The 15,064-nt window shown below is 56.6% G+C and carries 10 protein-coding genes; 4 read left to right on the top strand and 6 right to left on the bottom strand.

Going from position 1 to position 15,064, the window contains the following annotated elements; genetic code table 11:
• Positions 1-14: 14 nt before the first annotated feature.
• Positions 15-1,265 (bottom strand): hypothetical protein, encoded by a 1,251-nt coding sequence (locus HG15A2_RS22455; protein ID WP_145063533.1) that lies wholly within the window; start codon positions 1,263-1,265, stop codon positions 15-17.
• A 298-nt stretch (positions 1,266-1,563) separates the two neighbouring features.
• Positions 1,564-2,952, bottom strand: coding sequence for a Gfo/Idh/MocA family protein (locus HG15A2_RS22450; RefSeq protein WP_145063531.1), 1,389 nt, complete (start codon positions 2,950-2,952; stop codon positions 1,564-1,566).
• Between the two features lie 338 nt (positions 2,953-3,290).
• On the opposite strand from HG15A2_RS22450, the gene HG15A2_RS22445 reads away from it, so the two are divergent.
• Positions 3,291-4,517: a leucine-rich repeat domain-containing protein gene (locus HG15A2_RS22445; RefSeq protein ID WP_145063529.1), complete on the top strand. Its 1,227-nt coding sequence runs from the start codon at positions 3,291-3,293 to the stop codon at positions 4,515-4,517.
• Positions 4,518-4,686: 169 nt separating this feature from the next.
• Here the strand turns inward: HG15A2_RS22445 and HG15A2_RS22440 are convergent, their stop codons facing one another.
• Positions 4,687-5,136: a flagellar basal body-associated FliL family protein gene (locus HG15A2_RS22440; RefSeq protein WP_145063527.1), complete on the bottom strand. Its 450-nt coding sequence runs from the start codon at positions 5,134-5,136 to the stop codon at positions 4,687-4,689.
• Between the two features lie 123 nt (positions 5,137-5,259).
• Between HG15A2_RS22440 and HG15A2_RS22435 the strand changes: the two genes are divergently transcribed.
• Entirely contained in the window at positions 5,260-5,745 is a 486-nt protein-coding gene (locus tag HG15A2_RS22435; protein ID WP_145063525.1) for a hypothetical protein, read from the top strand.
• Positions 5,746-5,756: 11 nt separating this feature from the next.
• Entirely contained in the window at positions 5,757-6,272 is a 516-nt protein-coding gene (locus HG15A2_RS22430) for a hypothetical protein (RefSeq protein WP_145063523.1), read from the top strand.
• A gap of 150 nt (positions 6,273-6,422) precedes the next feature.
• Here HG15A2_RS22430 and HG15A2_RS22425 read toward each other — a convergent pair whose 3' ends face one another.
• The 3 genes from HG15A2_RS22425 to HG15A2_RS22415 form a co-directional block, all read right to left on the bottom strand.
• On the bottom strand, positions 6,423-7,577 hold the full coding sequence (locus tag HG15A2_RS22425; RefSeq protein WP_145063521.1) for an ABC transporter permease: 1,155 nt from the start codon (positions 7,575-7,577) through the stop codon (positions 6,423-6,425).
• 112 nt (positions 7,578-7,689) lie between these two features.
• A complete protein-coding gene (locus tag HG15A2_RS22420) occupies positions 7,690-8,673 on the bottom strand; it encodes an ABC transporter permease (protein WP_145063519.1) in 984 nt (327 codons plus the stop codon).
• A gap of 175 nt (positions 8,674-8,848) precedes the next feature.
• Positions 8,849-10,858: an ABC transporter substrate-binding protein gene (locus tag HG15A2_RS22415; protein ID WP_145063517.1), complete on the bottom strand. Its 2,010-nt coding sequence runs from the start codon at positions 10,856-10,858 to the stop codon at positions 8,849-8,851.
• 249 nt (positions 10,859-11,107) lie between these two features.
• Here HG15A2_RS22415 and HG15A2_RS22410 point away from each other — a divergent pair, with 249 nt between their 5' ends.
• The gene (locus HG15A2_RS22410) at positions 11,108-15,004 is read left to right on the top strand and encodes a DUF7133 domain-containing protein (RefSeq protein WP_145063515.1); all 3,897 of its coding nucleotides are present in this window, start codon (positions 11,108-11,110) and stop codon (positions 15,002-15,004) included.
• Positions 15,005-15,064: the final 60 nt, after the last annotated feature.

Below are 15,064 nucleotides of genomic sequence, written 5' to 3'. Positions count from 1 at the left end.
AAGCCGCAAGCGGGCTAAGGTTCAAATCGCAAGAGATTGCCGCCTGCTGGGGCAGCGGGACGGACACTGCCTACCTGGCGGAGCATAAGCTGCTGGGCCAGTTGTTCGTTGGCGGTGAGTGCTTGATCAAGCAAGCCCTTGGCGTTGTCGACGATCTCGGCCAGCTTCTGAGAAAGTGCTTCGATGGCTTCTCGGTCGCGTTTCATGAGCGTGAGATCTTTGGCGAGAGCAACTTTTTCGCCTTCGCGATAAGCTTGCAACTTTTTTGCACTGGCCTGGGCTTCCTGGACTAGGCTAATGTCTTTTTGTAGGGCCATGGCATTGGCCTGCATGACGACCTTGCTGCGATTGAGTTCCTCGAACAGGTATCCGTAGGAGCGCAATGGGCGATCGTAACGCTTCTCAGCGGCATTGCTGATTTCGTCCGGGCCTAGTCGGTTGCCCTCTTCATCAAAGCCGGCAGTGTGGTATTCGTCGTCATCTGCGTTGGCCGGGCCTCCGTGACGAAGATATTCTTCGACTGTGGCCGGTGGTAGCAACTGGCGAAGCTGTTGCTCGTTGAGCTCTGCGTAGAGCTCGTGCCGATCATCGGGCATGGTTTCATAAACGCTCCACGGGCCTTTGCTGCGCTCGAGTCGGCTGCCGGTACGTTGGTCGAGTTGCTGAATCGGTGACAGCACGGCTCCATCGGGGGTGACGCTCACCACTTTGAATTGGCCGAGATACTGCGTGCCTTCCGAGGGGTTTGGGCCGTTGGAAAGACCAATCTCGAAGGCGAAGACAATTGCCTCAGGTGGCATGCCGTGGGGAGACGGTTGGGGGATGGCAACTGGGATCGCGTCGTTGGCAAGCGGCCCCGAGGGTCGAACGCCGCGCCATACGCGCCCGCGTTGGCGAGTGAGTTGCTTCACTTGTCGAGCGAGTGTATCGATGCCCGGAATGCTTTCGACATCGGCACCAAAGGGGGGCTTCTCTGAATCCCGAAACATCTTACCGATGAGGCCCGCGTTCTCAGTGCCGTTGCGGAACGCGAGGTTGATTTCTTCTGCCTCTTCGATAAGTGTGCGTTCGCGTGGCAATTTTTGGCGCAACGCGCGATGGATGCGTAAGGTTTCGGCGGAGAGGAACAGCGCACCCAAGCCGCCCAAAAAGATACCCAGCATGAGCAGCATTTGGGCCCAGTGCCAGTTCTTGATGCAGAGGAACGTCGCCACGAGCGCCACCAGCGCAACGATCCCAATCACGGCTGTAAAGACAATGCCCAACGGGTGCTTCCTAACTTGAAATGAGGTGCCAAGGGCCGTTCTGCGCGTCTAGCAAAGTGACTGGCCCTTCACTTGATACTAAATGCCGCTCTGGGCAGGGTCAAGTTTTTCACTCGATAGCCAGTTGCGTTGAGCAGGTTCCTGTGGGGCAATCGCTACAAGTGGCATAATTGTGCCGCCGATTACTCTTCTTTAGGGGGGCGTGAAGGGCGGGGCACCGGCGAGCTGTTAGCTCGCGGCTATTTCCTCCGGTTTGCCGCTTGCGGCTTAGCTGCGTTGTAACACGCTCAGAACTCCCCTACAGCGTATACCCATCGCGGTAATCCCGACGCACGATCTTCTCTAGCTCGGGATCGTTTACGGGCATAGCTTTCTTGGCGTCCCACTCGACCTTGCCGCCTTTCCAAACGGCTAAGTTACCCAGCAGGATGGTCTCGGTGAGCGGGCCGCTGTAGTCGACCATGTTGGAGACGGGCAGGTGAGGATCGCCGGTGGCGATGCCCGCATAGAATTCCTTGACGTGGCCTAATTCAGGGCCGCCCATGTTGTTTGGGTAATCGACCTCTCGCGGTTCCAGTTTTTCCCCATCGGCATCCGACCAATAGATGCCTGCCTGGGCGTAGTCACCCGCGGCATACAGCTTGCCTTTGCTGCCTACCATGATACAGCCGCTGTTGTCCAGTTGGGCCGGTTTGCCGTCGCCATCAGATTGCGAGAGGAATGGGCCGGTCAGTTCTGTGGGAGGAAGTTGACTGCCATCGTACCAGTGCAGAGTGAAGGCAGCGCGCCCGTCAAGCTCAGGGAACTCGAATTTGATCCTCGACCACTCGGGATAGCTATCGCCATTGTGGCCGGAAGTTTCTGCGGTAATAGAAGTTGGGTCGCGCATGGTTAGCGCCATGTACGGCATGTTAACCGTGTGGCAGGCCATGTCGCCCAGAGCTCCGGTACCGAAGTCCCACCAGCCGCGCCATTTGAAGTCGTGGTAGCCGTCGGCGTAAGGCCGCATCGGCGCGGGGCCAATCCACGATTCCCAGTCGAGCGAATCAGGAACGGGCTTGTCGGGTTGGCGATCTTCGCCTTGCGGCCACACAGGGCGGTTAGTCCAAACGTGGACATCGCTCACATCGCCCAGTTGGCCGCTGCGCACTTGGTAAGCGGTTTTCCGCATAGGATCGAACGCGGTGAACTGGTTACCCATTTGCGTGACGACCCCCATTTCGCGAGCGATGTTTTGCAACTGGCGCGCTTCGTGAATGGAATGCGTGAGCGGCTTCTGGCAGTAGACGTGTTTGCCCATCTTCATCGCCTTCGAGGCGATCACGGCGTGGGTGTGATCGGGCGTGCTGACGGTAACGGCATCGACTTTATCGCCGAGCTGGTCAAACAGTTCGCGATAGTCGGTAAACGTGTGTTCGGTCTTGAACTGCCTGGCAGTGCCTTTCAGCGTACGACGATCGACATCGCACATGGCGTAAATCTTACCGAAGCGAGAGGCGTTTTTTGTATCGCTCTTGCCTTTGCCGCCCACACCCACGCAGGCGATTTGCAATCCGCCGTTGACCATTTTTGAGGTCTGCGCTTGCACGCCCCCGGCGACCCAGTAACCGACACCGGCTGCTGTTGTGGAAAGAAAGCCGCGGCGAGTGGTGCCCTGGGATAGCAGAGCGGTAGGCTTTTTAGTCATCGAGAGAAACCCTTTGATACGGCAGGACTGGTAACACAGTGTCGTAAACACTGGAGAGTGTTATTAACATTGGGAATTGGCAAGAACTGGAGGAAGGCTGAATTCTAGTCGAGCGAAAATCGCGAAGCAACCAATCCCGCATAGTTTTCTCGGACCGTGCAAACCTGATGGAAGAACTTTTCAGACTTTTCTAGCCGCACCATGATCGTGGCCTATGCGTATCAGCTTTCTGGGGAGCGAATCACGCCTGGCGGCAGAATTTGCTAGACTGTCACGGTCCGCATGGGCATTTCCCTTTCCTTCCCAAACCCTTTACAAGCTCGCACGAGGAGCCATTTGTGTCCTTCTTGAAATCGCTCGCGAAGAATCTCAAAAAACTAAAAACGGCCGCGGCCATTCTCGCGCCATTGGTGGCCGGTCACGCCGCCACGGGTCAAACCACCTCGGCGAACCCCCCGAGTGTCGCGCCGCAGACGCTTGAGCAACGCGTGGAGCAACTGCGCGGAAAGATGCAAAAGGACGACAAGGGCAATCTCATCGTCGTCGATTTAGAAAAGTGCAAAGCACAAACCGCAGACATGGCACTGTTTGAAGGGGAAGACTCACTCAAGAAGTTGGTGTTGTGGGGCGCTACCATCTCGAACGAAACTATGGCCGCGCTGCCGGTGCTTCCGCAACTGAAGGAACTGCGACTGCTTAATACGAGTGTGACTGACTCCGGGTTGGCAGAACTGGCCCGCTTTCCGTCGCTACGATCAATCAACTTGCATCGTTCTTCACAACTCACCGACGAGGGGATCGAGCACCTGGTTAAGCTGAAAGAGCTAACGCACTTCGCAGCGCCGTACACCAAGTTTACTGATGAAGGCGTTTTACAGTTGGGGGCTTTGAAGAAGCTTCGACTGCTCGACTTGCGCGGCTGCACGTTGAGTAACAAGTCGTTGGGTGTAGCTCCCGAGTTGCCCGTGTTGTCGAGTCTGAAGCTTCGCGCTCCGGGGATCGACGACGATGGGCTAATTCATCTAAAGAATCTGAAGCAACTGCGCGGGTTGCATCTAGAAGATGCCAAGCTCACCGACGAGGGCATGCAGACGCTCGCCGGGCTGGTGAATCTTGACGACTTGAATCTACTGCGGGTCCCATTTGGCGATGAAGGAATGGCGGCGCTCGCCGGGATGAAAAAGATGCGGCTGCTCATCCTGCGTGGCACCTACGTGAGCGACGAGGGGCTCGCGCATCTTTCTGAGATGAGCGAACTGGCAAAGCTCGATCTGAGCGAAACAGGCGTGCAGGGTCCAGGGCTCGCGCACCTTGTCGGCTGCACGAAATTAAAGTGGCTGAACCTGTGGAACAGCTTTGTGGACGATTCGGCCATAGAGCCTTTGGCGAAGCTCACCAGCCTGGAAGACCTGAATCTCAACGCGACGCTCGTTACCGACGACGGGCTGGCGAAGTTGGCGACGCTGAAGAATCTTAAGAAGCTGTCGATTACGCAAAGCTCGACGACGCCGGCTGCCGCAGAGAAGCTTAAGGCGGCGATACCTGGGGTTGAGGTGAAGCAGTAGCTGTGCAGAGAGGGGGCATGGGCAGCTTGTTGCCTTGCGGAGTAAGGCTTCAGACTTCAGACCTCAGGCTTCAGTACACGTTCGGTTAACCCCCGAGTCCCGAAGCCTGATACCTGAAGTCTGAGGCCTCAGGAATTCCCAGGCATGTTGCCCATGCCACCCTCAGACTCTACAGAGGAAAGAACTTCACTGAATAGAAGCCGGCTGTTTGGGCTAGGGGCTCGTCGAAGGGCTCGTTCACGGCGTCGACCAGTTTCTTGCGTAGCGAGGCTAGTTCGGGAGCGGTAAGATCTTCCGCGGAGAAATTTCGCACGGCCATCAGCATTTGGTGGCGCAGGCGGGGTCGATGCTCCTCGACAGTGGTTTGCACTTCTTTGAGGTTGCGATTAGTGACCTGCACGAAGGCGTGGAAATTCACAACGCCACTTTGCCCGTCGGGACCGTGGGGAGGGAGCGAGATGTGAAACTTTCCGAGATCGACTTCTTCGAGCCGCATGCCGGCGGCCGCGGCACGACGTTGGCTGATGAGCGCATCCGCATCTACGCAGCCAATCAATAGGGGCAGCGCGAGTAGCGGGAGCAGTCTTTGCGAGCGATGTTTATTTGAAGAGTTCGACATACGGGTTGCAGGCAGAATCGTTACAAGCGGCACTTTCCGCTGATTGCGCGGAGCGAGCCCAAGAGAGTGGTTCTTCTGAAAGGTAGCTCACTGCCGCCGTGGGAGTGGGAAGTATGTTTATTTATGCATTTCGTTCCCAATTCAGTTGCCAAGTTCTGTACTTCCCGCCTCTGGTGGGTGCTGCTACTGGTGCTTGCGCTGCCCGGTTGTGGTGGCGAGGAAGTGCCGCGGCTGGTGGACTACTTCGACGATCTGGAGTTCGACGCGCCCACCGACGCAACCGTGGAGGTTGCAGTGGGCAGATATCGCGTGCCAGTGTCGGTTCCGGACAGGAGCAAGCCAGAGCCCGAGTGGCGTCAGTTGAAGTTCGCGCTGTATGTAGTGACGGCAGAGACCAAGAAGAAATCCCTTGCCGAGGCGTTTGAAGGTCGACGCGGACCGTTTCAGGATTCCGTGCTGAAGATCGTACGCAACGTGACGGCCGATGAGTTGGAAGACCCGCGCCTTGCCAGCGTGAAGATGCGCCTGACGGATATGGCCCGCATGCAACTGGGTGAGCATCGCGTGCAGCAATTAGTGATCGTGGAACTTCTGGACGAATCCATTTAGGAATTAGTGCTATGACATTCGAGACAAAGCTACACAGGACAGCTCCATTGGGATTCTGCAAACTGCTGCTGACGGTGCTGGTCTTTAGCCAGCCGGTTGCTTTGGCTCGTGCTGCTGAGAATGACGGAGCAAGTACGAAAGATACCGCGACTGCGACAAGCGGTGTGGAGGCTGGCGCAGAGGGTGAAGAACAGGAGGAACGTCCGGCGTATGCGACTTTCGACCTGGGTGAATTTCGCTTGAAGGAGTTTCGCCCCACGCGAAATGAGACCTCTCGAGTACTGTTTGCCGTTTCGCTGAAGCTTAACGAGGGGACTTCCCCCCGAACGATCGAGCAACTAGCCAACTGGAAACAGCGCCTTCGCAACGAAGCGCTAACCGCAGTGCGCTCATTGGAGCTGGCAAGCTATCAAGAGCCGAGCCTACATCGCCTACAGAACGTGATCCTCCTGCGCATCAATCGGCTGCTACCGGTGCCGCTGGTTGAGCGAATCTTTGTGACGGAGTTCACGGTTGGTGATCACTAAGAGGCGTGCCGAAGAATGACCAATGACCAAGCCTAAATGACCAATCGCAAGCGGTTGGCCAACGTGCCTTGGTCATTGGTCATTGCTGGCGCATGGTACGCCTCGCTCCACTCGACCTACCCTACGGCTTTTTGGCTCTCGACTCTCAACTCAATGGCTATCTTGTCGCAAGCGTGGATCGGTCGCTTCTTGCAAGCCTTCGCCGATGAGGTTGTAAGCGAGCACGGTCAAGAAAATCGCTGTGCCGGGGAAGACGATGAGCCACCACATTTGTTGAATTGCTGTGCGACCGCTCTTGAGTAGCGTTCCCCAACTGGGATTTGGGGGCGACGCGCCGAAGCCTAGATAGCTCAGCCCGCTTTCGATGAGAATGGCCGCCGCAATACCGAACGTGATCGGAACCAGTACCGGGGCGAGCGCATTGCGTAGTACGTGGCGGAACATGATTCGCCAGCGGTTTGCGCCCAACGCTCTAGCGGCGGTGATGAACTCCATCTGCTTGAGTTTGAGAAACTCTGCGCGCGTGAGCCGAGCAATGCCGGTCCAGCTTGTGCAGCCGACGATTGCCATCAGATGCCAGTTGGTCACGTTGTCGAGCATGGCCACCAGTGCAAGGATCAGCACCAGTGAGGGGACGCACATCACCACTTCAATGAGGCGACTTAGTAGGATGTCGATCCAACCGCCCAAGTAGCCGGCCAGCGCACCGATGAAGATGCCAATCGACGCGGCAATGCCCATCGACACGAAGCCGACGCTCAGGGCTATCTGCGTGCCGTGGACCATTTGGGCGAACACATCGAACCCTTGCTGGTTGGTGCCAAACCAGTTCAAGCTGCTGGGCGATCCTTTGGTGCCTGAGGGGTTGCCAGGGCGGCCTTCACCGTTTTCATCGACCCATTCATTCTTGCGTACGCGACGATACGGGTCTTGATACACCAACGGCCACACGGCCCAGCTTTCGGGGTCTTTCTTCTTGAGGTTCTTTGGGTAGATGTTGCGGAAGCGCTCTTTGCGGAAGATCGGGTTTTCCCAGCTGCGCACGTAGTAGCCCATTGCAGGGAAATAGATGCTGCCCTTGTACTTGCAGACAATCGGCTTGGTGCCAGCGATCATCGGCGCAGTGAGCGCGACGATGCCTAAGAACATGACGAACGCGAGTGACATCATTTGCAGCTTGCGTTGCCGGAACCTCTGCCATGCTTCGCCCCAGAAGCCGCGCGATACCTGCTCGGGCACGTGAGGATCGGCAGCGTCTCGTTCAAGCAGTTCAGCAGGCGTTTCGGTAGGAAGTTCGTTAAGCATTGCTATTACTGGTCAATTTTGTCACCGAGCTTGCTCGGTGTTTGGTTTTCGATTGGTGTTGCTCAAGTTGAGCGCGGAGCAAGTTCAGAGGCGAAATGTGGAGGTGATGAACTCAGTGATAGGTTACTCGTGGATCGACAACAGCATAAAGCACATCCGCCAGTAATTGTCCCAACAGTGTCAGCACAGAGAACATGAGCGTGAGGCCCATGATGGTTTCGTAGTCGCGTTGGCCGATGGCTTCAAAGTACAGTCGCCCCATGCCGGGCCAGACGAAAATCTGTTCGAGGATGACCGCGCCGCTCAACAGCCCGGGGAGTGTGAGTCCCATGAGTGTTACCAGCGGGATGAGTGTATTGCGAAATGCATGGTGCCACACGACGCGCCCCGGCGGCACGCCCTTCGCTTTGGCGGTGCGGATGAAGTCTTGCCGTACCACTTCCTGCATGTTGGCTCGAATAAATCGCGAGTAGTAAGCCAAGCTGCCGTAGGTGAAACAGATCACCGGCAGGATGGAATGCTTTAGCAAATCCCAAGCGTACTCTGCCGCGGTGAACTGCTCGTACCCGTCGGAATGCATTCCATAGAGCGGCAGCCAATCGAGCTTCACGTAGAAGAGTAACTGCAAGTACAGCGCAGCAACAAACGAGGGTAGCGAGTAGAGCATATAGAGTAGCGTACTCGTGGTGCGTTCGGCCACGCTGTCGCTATGCGTGGAAGACCACAACCCGAGAGGGATCGACAGTAGGTAAGTTAGTATCAACGAGGTGACCGAGAGCAACAGCGTAGCCGGGGCGCGTTCCGCAATGAGCGTGGCGACCGGTTTGTCGTTCTGCGGGATCGACTTTCCCAGATCGCCGCTGAGGGTATTTCCAAGCCACACGAAGTATGCTTGGTACCACGGCTTATCCAAACCGTACTGCACGCGACGACGCTCTAGGGCCTCTTCGCTGAGTTGCTTACTGGGATCCAAGTTCGCCATGTCGCCAGTCAGCGGTGTGCCGGGCATGGCGCGAATCAGGCCGTAGATCAAGAAGGTGATTAGCAGCAGCGTGAGCAAGCCGATGGCAGTGCGACGGAGGAGATAACTAGTCATGTGGAGAGGTTCTTCAGTCTCGTTCCCACGCTCCTGCGTGGGAACGCAATGCCCAGCCGCTCCTGCGGCGCTTTGTCAAATATCGGCTTGCTTTTCTTCAGCTTCGTGGCCGCAGGAGCGGCCTCCACTTGCGTTCCCACGCAGGAGCGTGGGAACGAGGTTGAATGGCTGGTGCCTACGGCCTTTCCGCTGGCACGTAGATGCTGCTAACACCAGGGCTATAGTTGTAGGGGCCACGGGGGCTGAAGTGGTAGCCGCGTAGTTTCTTGTTGAAGGCATAAAACGCGGGTCGGTAAAACAGCCACGTGTAGGGCTGATCGTCCCAAAGGATCTGATGGATCTTTGCGTAAATCGCTGCACGTTTTTCCTTGTCCAATTCTTTACGTCCTTCTTTAAACAGGCGATCAACTTCCTCATTGGAATATTGCCCATAGTTGCGATTCTGCCCGGTGGCGAAAATGTTCTCGTTCGAGTCCGGGTCAGTCGAGGTGCCCCAGCCTCCCATAGTCATATCAAATTCATGATCGAGATTTTTCTGCTGCATGACGGTGAATTCCGTTGACTTCACGTGCGCAATAATACCGATCTGGTCGAGGCACTCCTTCATGAGTGTGGCTGCTTGGATGCCTGTCTCCGAGGTGTACGTCATCAGAGCAAACTCGAACGGCACAAGCTTGCCGTCGATCATCTTGTCGCGAATTCCATCACCATCGCTGTCGTCCCATCCCGCTTCGTCCAGCAGATCCTCTGCTTTGTCGAGGTCTTGCTGCACGATCTTCGGAGCGTTCTCAGGGAACATCCAAGACTCAGGGTGGTAGGTGCCTTGGCTCTGTTGATAGAGATCGCGACATATGGTTTTCAACAGCTCCTCGTAATCCACTGCGTAGGTCATTGCCCAGCGGACCTTTTTATCTGCAAAGTAGCGGGACTCCACGTTGTATTGGAAAAAGAAGTTGGTCCACTCAATGGCTGTGACTTTCGTGTTGTGCTTATAGAAGGCTGCATCACCGGTCTGGCTTTCCCACTGCTCGGGTCGGAGCAACATCTCTTCGATATCGCCCTTCTTGAGCGCGAGCAGTGCCGTGTTGGCGTCTTCGATGACTTTCACACGCACCGACTTAAAGTAAGGTTTTTTGCGCACCTGCTTGCCATTGTGCATGTAGTAGCTTTCGCGCCGCTTGACGACAAACTCTTGGTTGCGCACCCGTTTGCTGAGCGTGTACCCTCCGTTGACCACGGGGTGATCTTCCAGTTCGCGGTGTCGTTTACTGCGCTTCATGGAGGGGTCTTCAGGCAGGGTTTTCTCGTAGATGTGCTTGGGCAAGATCGGAAAAATCATGTTCGGCTTGTTCGTAGCCAAAGCCGTCTTGTGAAAGTAAACGATTGTGTGGTCGTCGTAGGCCTTTACCAGCTTGAGTTGATCGGTTCCTTGCCGTACCGCGGGAATCACCAAGTCGTCGTGATCGGTCATGATCAGCCGATAGCTAAATTCAATGTCGTGCGCCGTTACCGGCTTGCCATCGCTCCAGGTGAGGTCGTCACGAATGACCATCTTGTCGGTGAGCCCGTCTTTGCTGGTCTGCCAGCTAACGACGGAATTTTGCGGGGCGAAGTAGTTGAAGTGGCGGTCGAAGCTTAGAAAGCCCAGGCCGGAGAGATCGCTGAACTCGAAGTCCGTCACGCTACTTACCATCACGGGGTTCGTTGTCTTCAGGTCGCCAGTGACGTGGCGTACGAAGTCTTGGTCGTAGTCGACATTCTTCCCGTCGGCGTCAGCCAACACACCCAGTGCGGTGAGAATTTTCTTGTTGTTTCCGGGCGGTCCGTTCTTAAGTTTGAGTGCTTCCTCTACGCTGACCTCAGGCGGTTCTTCCTCGGCAAGTTCTTTGCGCAGTTGCGCTTCGCTATCGAGAACCGGATTGTCTTGCCAGTCGGCTGACTCATCTAGCTCCTCCAAGGTCGGTGGATCGAAGTCAACGATAGCATTACCCAATACGAAGGGTTGATCCGATGGGGCGGCTTCGGCTTCCTCGGTTTCACTCGTCTCAGCGGAGTCTGTCGACTCGTCAGCGATCGCTTGCTCTTCGCTTTGCTTAGCTTTCGGTGGAGCCTCCGTGCTGGAAGAGCAACCGGCGGTAAGTGCTAGCAAACAGCACAGCGTGAGTGATAACTTGGCAATAGTCATAGTGGCGAAAAGTGGAAGTATAAGTGAGGGACTGTTGAACTAAGGGCTATTGTTTGCAATCAACCCATGTGAGGCTAGGGCAATTGGAAAGGCAATGGCGAATTAGGAAAGACGTTTGGGGGGACTGTTAGCTCGTGGCCAATTCCTATCGCTGCTAGCACCTTAACTTCTGTTGTCGCTCTCCACGCTACGCTGTTATGCTCTCGACGCAACTATACTTACCCACACAGCGTACGCAGCGAGATTGCCATGCAGGCGGTTCCTAATCAGATACCCAGTCCAAGACCCAGTCAGGTTCTCTCCGTTCTCGCTTTTTTGCTGTTTCTGGCAAGCTTACCAGCACTGGCTCATGCGCAGGTGGTCGAAGTCACGACCAAAGCTCTGCAGGAGAAAGCCCAGGTCGAGAAGCTCCAGGAGCAGATCGGATTCGACGCGGAATGGATTTGGTCGCCGGCGCACAAGAAGAATGAAGCGCCCCAAGGCGATTGCTACTTTCGCAAGACGTTCACGACGGGTCCGATTGAGATTGCGGAAATCCAAATCGCCGCGGACAACGCCTTCGAGCTGTTCATCAATGGCGAACCAGTTGCCACTGGAACCGACTGGCGACAGATGCAGGTACACGACATCAAACGTTACACCGGAAGTGGCGATACGCACACCATAGCGATTCGTGTTTCGAATACCGACGGCAACGCGGCCGGACTTGTCGCCCGCTTGCTGATTAAAGAAAAGGCGGGAACTTACAAGAGCTTTTCCACTGACAACACCTGGAAGACGAGCGTGCGACGCTTTCAAGGTTGGCGGCTGAGAGAATTCCGCGATGCCGACTGGCTTGACGCTACTAGTTTCGGCCCGCTGGGAGCGACGCTCCCATGGGGCGACGAAGTGGTCATCGCCGGGCAAGGTGCACGGTTTACCGTGGACCGCGAGTTTGCCGTTGAGCGGCTGATGCGCGACGAAGCAGTTGGCTCGCTGATCGCCATGACCTTCGACTCCCGCGGTAATATTTATGCCTCGCAAGAAGGGGGCCACCTGCTGAAGCTCACCGATACCGACGGCAACGGCGTGCATGATGAAGTGACCACGTTTTGCGACGAGCTGATGAATACCCAGGGCATTGTGGCTTTGGGCAGCCGCGTGTTTGCCGTGGGTAGTGGTCCTGAGGGACCGGCGCTTTATCGGTTGCGCGATTCTGATCGCGACGGCACAGCCGACGAAATTACCAAGCTGGTAGGTTTCAAAGGCTCGCGCGGCGAGCATGGTGCGCATGCCGTGCGACTTGGTCCCGATGGCATGCTCTACGTCGTGATCGGCGATCATGCCCGCGTGGATGCCACACCGGTGGGTCGCAGTGCGTATCACAGTTGGTACGAAGGGGATCTTGTACGTCCTCGCTATGAAGACCCTCAGGGGCATGCTGTGGGAATCCCCGCGCCAGGCGGCACGGTGTTTCGCACCGATGCGAACGGTAGTTTTGTCGAGCTGGTGGCTGGTGGTTTGCGCAATGCCTACGATTTTGCCTTCGATGCCCAAGGCGAACTGTTTACCTACGATGCGGACATGGAATGGGACCGCGGAGCTCCCTGGTATCGCCCGACTCGCATCAATCACGTTACCGCCGGTGCTGAAATGGGCTGGCGCAGTGGCTGGGCGAAATGGCCAGAGTATTATTTAGATAGTCTGCCCGCCGCGGTGGAACTGGGTGCGGGCTCTCCGACAGGCGTAGAGTTCTACGATTCGTTTGCATTCCCTGAGAAGTATCACGGCGCGATGTTCGCTTGCGATTGGGCGACAGGTAAGATCTACAGTGTGACGTTTGAGCGTGATGGGGCCAGTTTCCGCGGCAAGAAGGAAGTATTCATCGAAGGTCGTCCGCTGAACGCCACGGACATTGCCGTGGGACCAGACGGAGCGTTGTACTTTTGCACTGGCGGGCGAGGCACTGATGGCGGCGTGTATCGGGTTCGCTACACAGGCAAGGAAACTTCTGAGCTGGCCAACCTTGGCACGGGAATCCAGCGTGCGATTCGCCAACCGCAATTCGATGCCGACTGGGCACGCGGAAAAATTGCCGGTGTGAAGCGCAAGCTGGGTGCCGCCTGGGCTACTGAGTTGCAAGCCATCGTGGGCGATACGAACCAATCGGTGCGCGATCGCATTCGCGCGGTTGATCTACTGATCACCTTCGGCCCGCGCCCCGATGATGCGCTGCTAATGAAAATAGCGACCGACCCACAGCCGGCCATCCGCGCCAAAGCGGCTCGACTGATGTACGCTAGCGACGCCGTGAATGTGCGAGGGCAACTTGCCGACATGCTCGCGGACAAGGATGCGCTCGTGCGTCGGTTAGCTTGTGAATCCTTCATGCGTCGAGGCGAACTGCCTGATGCGAAAGCCGTGCTGCCATTGCTGGCTGATGACGACCGCTTTGTCGCGTTTGCCGCGCGGCGACTATTGGAAAAAATGCCGGTAGAGGCATGGGCCCGCACGGTGCTCACCTCTGGAAACGACCAGCTCTTCCTCAACGGTTCGGTAGCCCTCTTGACCATCGAGCGCCACGAGGCCACAGCGCGGGCAGTGCTCGCACGTTGCGAAGAGATCCTCAACGAAGCCGATGAACCATCGCTGGAACTACTACGAGTGGTTCAGTTGGCGCTGATTCACGGAGAAGTCGATCGCAAGACGGTTGTCCCACTGACCGACCAACTCGCAGATCTTTACCCTACTGAGAACACGATGGTGAATCGCGAGTTGGTGCGATTGCTCGTTCACTTGCAATCACACGAGGCGGCAGCAAAGTTCACGACGGAATTGGCACGAGAAGACATTGCGATTGTCGAAAAAATGCAGATAGCCGCGTATGCCGCTCGTCTGCACACAGGCTGGGATCGTGATGCGAAGCTCGCATTGTTGAACTATTATGAGCAGGCGCGTAGCGTGGAAGGTGGTTATAGCGTGGCGGCTTACGTTGAGCAGTTCGCGCGTGATTTCTTCACGCAGCTCTCGCTTGCCGAACGCCAGCACTTGCTGCAATCGGGCGAACGTTGGCCTGCGTCCGCGTTGTCGGTACTCGCCAAGCTGCCCAAGGAACCGGGTGCCGAAATGCTGGCTGTACTGCGAGAGCTAGACTCGCGCGTGAAGCCACTGTGTAAGAATAGCGATGCCCAACGCCGCCTGCGCGTGGGACTCATTGCCGTGTTAGGGCAAACCGAGGAGACGGCTTCGCACGAGCATCTGCATGAAATCTACGTAAACGAGCCGGACTATCGCGAGACGGTCGCGATGAGTCTCACGCAACAGCCGACTGACGCGAATTGGTCGTTCCTCGTTGATGCGTTGAAGATTGTCGAAGGCGCACCGGCTGAGGAAGTGCTCGACGCGCTCACGAGAGTTCGGCAGCGTCCTAGTGAGGCGGAACACTACCGCAGCTTGATTCTCGTGGGTCTGCGCGGCGAGCCGAAGGTGGCTCGTAAGGTGAACAAGTTGTTGGAGTTTTGGACTGGCGAAGAGGCCAGTCGTGCGGGTGACGACATCGGTAGTGCTGGCGGTTCTAGGCAACTCGCTGGATGGCAAGCTTGGTATGCGGCTAGGTACCCAGATGCGCAACCGGCGCGGTTGCCGGTTGATGCAGGACGCGATAAGTGGAGCTACAACGAGCTGCTTACGTATTTGGACTCTGGTAGTGGCCGTAGTGGCGATGCCACGCGTGGCCATGGGGTGTTTGGCAAGGCGCAATGCGCCGCATGTCATCGCATGGGTACCAATGGGGAGTCGATGGGGCCTGATCTTACGAGCGTAGCTAGGCGTTTCCAGCGCAAGGAGATCCTCGAATCGATCGTGTACCCCTCGCACGTGATCTCTGACCAGTACGCGAGCAAAGTCGTTACTGCCAGTGGTAAAACCTACGTGGGCATTGTTGCCTCACAAGGACGCGCCGGCGTGAAGATGCTCACGCAGTCTGGCCAGGTAAAGGAGTTCGCCCACGCGGAAATCGAAGATATCAGCTCGAGTGATCAGAGTGCGATGCCGACGGGCTTGCTCAACAAACTCACGCTCGAAGAAGTGGGTGACCTGTTTGCGTATCTTGCCAGTGGTGGGCAGGAGACGAGCGTTGCGAAGCGTGGTGCAGGTTCTCAGCGCTAGCTAGTTTCGAAACACAGAAGTCTCCCCCCGAGCCGACATGCTTTAGTAGTCGGGGGGAAG

Origin of the sequence: Adhaeretor mobilis (genome assembly GCF_007741515.1) — a bacterium.
In the GTDB taxonomy this organism is placed as follows: domain Bacteria; phylum Planctomycetota; class Planctomycetia; order Pirellulales; family Lacipirellulaceae; genus Adhaeretor; species Adhaeretor mobilis.
This window is presented reverse-complemented; position numbering and strand designations above follow the sequence as displayed.